Genomic DNA, 5,281 nt, shown 5'->3' on the forward strand with positions numbered 1-5,281 from the left:
TGCCGAAGAAGTCCGGGTCGAACGACGGGGCGTCGTGCAGGAAACCGCCCTGCATCACGTGGGTCTTGCCGGCGGCATCCGGGTCCGGGTCGAAGAGTCCGTCCAAGTCCCAGCCGCGGTTCGACGGGAAGCCGGTGACGCCGTCGCGCTCCTCGAACACCAGGCGCCACAGGTCTTCCGGCGACGCCACGCCGCCCGGGTAGTGGCAGGCCATGCCGACGATCACGATCGGGTCGTCGGACACCGCTGCGGCGACCGCTTCCGGCACGAAGACGTCCGCACCGAAGAGTTCATCCATCAGGTAGGAGGCGAGGGCGCCGGCGGTCGGGTAGTCGAAGATCAGGGTCGCGGGCAGGCGGATGCCGGTCGACGCGGTCAGGCGGTTGCGCAGTTCGACGGCGGTCAGCGAGTCAAATCCGAGCCCCTGGAACGTGCGGGTCCGGTCCACTTCGGACGCACTGCCGTGGCCGAGCACCGCGGCGACCTCGGTGGCGACCAGTCCCAGCAACGCTTCCAGCCGGGCGTCGGAGCCGAGCCGCGACAGTTCGGCGACAAGTCCTTCCGCCGCAACGGACTGCGCGGCGGCGCGGCGCTTCGGGGTCTTGATCAGGCCACGCAGCAACGGCGGCGGCGTGCCCTGGGCGCGCAGCGCGGGAAGATCCAGGCGAAGTGGCAGCAGGAAAGCGTCTGAACCGGCGGCACCGGCATCGAACAGGGCCAAGCCCTCGGCGACTTTCAGCGGAGGCATGCCGGACCGGGCGATGCGTTGCATGTCTGCGTCCGACATCGCGGCGGTCATGCCCGAGGTCTGCTCCCAGGCGCCCCACGCCAGCGCGACAGCGTGCTGCCCGGATGCGCGGCGCACGCGGGCGAGAGCGTCGACGAAAGCGTTGGCAGCGGCGTAGTTCGCCTGCCCGGCTCCGCCGAACGTGCCCGCGGCCGACGAGAACAGCACGAAAGGCACGTCAGGCAGCAGCTCGTGCAGGTGCAGCGCCGCGTCTGCCTTCGGGCCCAGCACCACGGCGATGCGCTCCGGCGTCAGCGATTCGACGACACCGTCGTCCAGCACCGCGGCCGTGTGCACGACGCCTCCAACGGAGTGCCACGACAGCAACGATTCCAGCGCCGAACGGTCGGAGACATCGCATGCCTCGACGATCACGTCCACGCCGAGCTCCTGCAACGCCGAGACGTCGGCAGAGCCACTGCGCGAGACCAGGAGCAGTTCGCGAACGCCGTGCTCCACAACGAGATGCCGGGCCACCAGCTGGCCGAGTCCGCCGGTGCCACCGGTGATGAGCACGCGACCGGACCAGGACAACTGCGAGGTGGGCAGCGCGGCACGGGCAAGGCGGGCGGCGAGAACAACACCGTCGCGGATCGCGAGCACCGGCTCGTCGGTCGTCAACGCGTGCAGCACCGCGCCCACGGAGGCATCGGAGAAGTCCAGGTCCACCAGCACAAAACGGCCTGGGTGCTCGGACTGTGCCGACCGCACCAGGCCACGAGCGGCGGCCGCGGCGAGATCGTCGCCATCCACCGCGCCGCGCGTCACGAACGCCAGCCGACCTTCAGGCCGCGTCACGAACTCCTGGATCAGCGACAGCACTCGAGCACACGTCTCGCGAACATCCGTGCCGACCAGAGGAACCAGCGTCAGGTCGGCGTCCGTCAACTCGGACACGACGGGACCGGCGGCCAGCGACAGCACGTCCGGTCCGAGCACCGCGACGGTCTGCTCAGCGAACCCGGACGGCAGCTCGACGGGTGCCCACTCGATGCGGAACAACGAGTCGCGCTCGATCCCGGACCCCAGTTCGTCCACGGGAACCGGTCGCGTCTGCAGAGCCTCGACGGACGCAACGGGTGCGCCGGTCGCGTCGGCGACGGCGATCTCCAGCGAGCCGTCCTCGCCGCGCGACAACCGCACCCGCACCGCGGAAGCGCCCGACGCGTGCAGCGACACGCCCTGCCAGGAGAACGGCAGCCCGCCTCGGCTGATCGAGCCGAGGTCACCGAACCCGGCGGCGTGCATACCGGCGTCCAGCAACGCCGGGTGCAGCCCGAACGCGCCGCCGTCGACGCCCTCGGGCAGCGCCACCTCGGCATAGACGACACCGTCGCCGCCACGCCAGACCGCCTGCAGGCCCTGGAAAACCGGGCCGTAGTCGAAGCCCATGTCGGTGAAGCGCTCGTACGACCCGGCGATGTCGACGGACTCGGCACCGGCGGGCGGCCACACCGAGGCGTCGAACGAGACCGCGTTGGTGCCCGAGCCGAGCACACCGGAAGCGTGTTGGAGCCAAGGCAGGTCAACGGAACCCTCGGCCCGCGAGAAGATCGCGACGCTGCGCCTGCCCTCGGAGTCGGCCGCGCCGACGGAGACCTGCACCTGGGCGGCGGTGTCCGGCGTCAGCACGAGCGGCGCGGCGAGCGTGAGTTCCTCGACGCGGTCGCAGCCGACCTCGTCCGCGGCGCGAACGGCGAGCTCCAGGAAAGCGGTGCCGGCGAACAGAACCCGTCCCATCACGACGTGATCGGCGAGCCACGGGTGCGTCGCCAGCGACAACCGGGACGTGAACAGGTGGCCCGACGAGCCCGCCAGTTCCACGGCCGCGCCGAGCAGCGGGTGACCGACCGAGCCGAGCCCGGCGCCGCGCACGTCGCCGGACTGCGTCTTCGGGCGCGGCCAGAACCGCTGCCGCTGGAACGCGTACGTCGGCAGGTCCGCCTTCTGCGCCCCGGATCCCTCGAACAACCGGGTCCAGTCCACGGGAGCGCCCGCGACGTGCAGCCGCGCCAGCGCCGTCACGAGCGCCAGCTCCTCGCCGCGGTCCTTGCGCGCGGTCGGGATCGCGTCGTCGACCATCGCGGCGAGCACGCCGTCCGGGCCGACCTCGACGAACGTCTTGTCACCCAGTGCGGTCACGGTGTCGTGGAACCGCACGGCGTCGCGAACGTGCCGAACCCAGTACTCGGATTGTTCAACAATCCCACGAGCCGCCAGGGGAATGGAGGGGTTGTTGAACGAAATTCCGGAGATCGCCGCGCGGAAGTCGTTCAGCATCGGCTCCATCAGCGGCGAGTGGAACGCGTGGCTGACCTGCAGCTGTTTGACCTTGCGCGGCGCGTCAGACGTAGGATCGTTGAGTTGTTCAACAATCCTATTGGCTTCGTCTTCCACACCGGCGATGACCAGCGACGCTGGGCCGTTGATCGCGGCGATCGAGACGCCGTCGGTGAGGAGCGGGAGGACCTCGTCCTCCGTGGCCTGCACGGCGATCATCACGCCACCGGCCGGAAGCGCCTGCATCAGCGAGGCGCGCGCGGTCACCAGCGTGCAGGCGTCCTCCAGCGAGAACACCCCGGCGACGTGCGCGGCCGCGATCTCACCGATCGAGTGGCCCGCCACCTGCTCCGGCACGAGTCCGAACGACTCCAGCAAGCGGAACATGGCGACTTCGAAGGCGAACAACGCGGGCTGCGTGTAGCGGGTCTGGCCCAGCGCGGCGGGGTCGTCGCCCCACATCACCGAATGCAGAGCGGGGTCGAGGTGATCCAGAGCGGCGTCGAACGCGGCGGCGAACACGGGGAACCGGGCGTGCAGCTCACGGCCCATGCCGAGACGCTGGGATCCCTGGCCGGAGAACAGGAACGCGAGCGTGGTCTCGTCGGCGGCCACTCCGCGGGCGAGCTCGGCGCCGTCCGGCAGCACCACGGCACGCTGCTCGAACGACGCCCGCGCCGTCGCCAGGGTGAACGCGATGTCCAGCGGCGACAGGGAGTCCACGACCGCCTGCAGCCGATCCCGTTGCGCATCCAGGGCAGCCGCGGTGCGACCGGACAGAACCCACGGCAGCACAGCGGGAGCGGACACGACGGGAGCGCCTTCGACGACCAGCGCAGGAGCCTGTTCGAGGATCACGTGCGCGTTCGTGCCCGAGACACCGAACGCGGACACACCGGCACGCAGCGGGCGGTCGACCGAGGGCCACGGCCGCGCGTCGTGCAGCAGCGACACGTTGCCCTTGGTCCAGTCGACCTGGGTGGAGGGCGTGCCGAGGTGCAGGGACTGGGGCAGCAGTCCGTTCTGCAGAGCCATGACGACCTTGATCACACCGGCGACACCGGCGGCACCCTGGGGGTGACCGATGTTGGACTTGATCGACCCGAGGTAGAGCGGCTCGGCGCGGTCCTGCCCGTACACCGAGAGGATGGCCTGCGCCTCGATCGGGTCGCCCAGCGTGGTGCCGGTGCCGTGTGCCTCGACGGCGTCCACATCGGACGGTGAGAGGCCACCGTTCTGCAGTGCCTGGCGGATGACGCGCTGCTGCGACGGCCCGTTCGGCGCGGTCAGGCCGTTCGACGCGCCGTCCTGGTTGACGGCGGAACCGCGGACCACGGCGAGGATCTTGTCGCCGGCGCGCTGCGCGTCGGACAGTCGCTTCAGCACCAGCACGCCGATGCCTTCGGACCAGCCGGTGCCGTCCGCGTCGTCCGAGAACGCCTTGCAGCGCCCGTTTCCGGCGAGCCCGCCCTGCGAGGTGAAGGCGGCGAAACCGGCGGGCGTCGTCATGACCGCGACACCACCGGCGAGCGCCAGGTCGCACTCGCCGGCGCGCAGAGCGGAGGAAGCGAGGTGCAGTGCCACCAGGGAAGAAGAGCAAGCCGTGTCGACGGTGACAGCAGGGCCTTCCAGTCCTAGCAGGTAGGAGATGCGGCCGGAGAGAACGGAAGCGGCGAACGCGGTCGTGGCGTACAGGCCGACGTCCTCGCCCGAGCGCGAGAGCAGATCGGCGTAGTCCTGCGAGGTCGTGCCCATGAACACACCGGTCTTGGTGCCGCGCAACGACTGCGCGTTCACGCCCGCGCGTTCCAGGGCCTCCCAGGCGGTTTCGAGCAGGAGGCGCTGCTGCGGGTCCATGACGACGGCTTCGCGGGGCGAGATGCCGAAGAACCCGGCGTCGAACGACGCCGGGTCTTCGAGGAAACCACCTTCGATGGTGGCGGAGTCGAGGTCGGTGACGTCCCAGCCGCGATCGGCGGGGAATCCGCCGATCACGTCCCTGCCCTGTGCGACGACCTGCCACAGATCCTCGGGCGAGGCCACCCCTCCGGGGTACCGGCAGCCGATGCCCACGATCGCGATCGGTTCCGCCGCTGCCGCGATCAGCTGCTGGTTCTGCTTGCGCAGCCGGTCGATCTCCTTCAGTGACGACCGCAGAGCCTCGACGTACTGGTTAGCAGAGGTGGTCATCGCGCTTCCTTCTCGGATCGCCCG

General features: G+C 70.3%; 1 protein-coding gene (only partly in view). It reads right to left on the minus strand.

Annotated features, from left to right (window positions below; genetic code table 11):
• On the minus strand, positions 1-5,257 hold the 5' portion of the coding sequence (locus OG205_RS19270) for an SDR family NAD(P)-dependent oxidoreductase (protein WP_330277615.1). 24,455 nt of this gene lie to the left of the window's left edge; 5,257 of the gene's 29,712 nt are visible here — the first part of the coding sequence; the start codon lies at positions 5,255-5,257; the stop codon falls past the left edge of the window.
• Between the last annotated feature and the right edge of the window lie 24 nt (positions 5,258-5,281).

This window comes from Lentzea sp. NBC_00516 (genome assembly GCF_036346835.1).
Taxonomy (GTDB): Bacteria; Actinomycetota; Actinomycetes; order Mycobacteriales; family Pseudonocardiaceae; genus Lentzea; species Lentzea sokolovensis.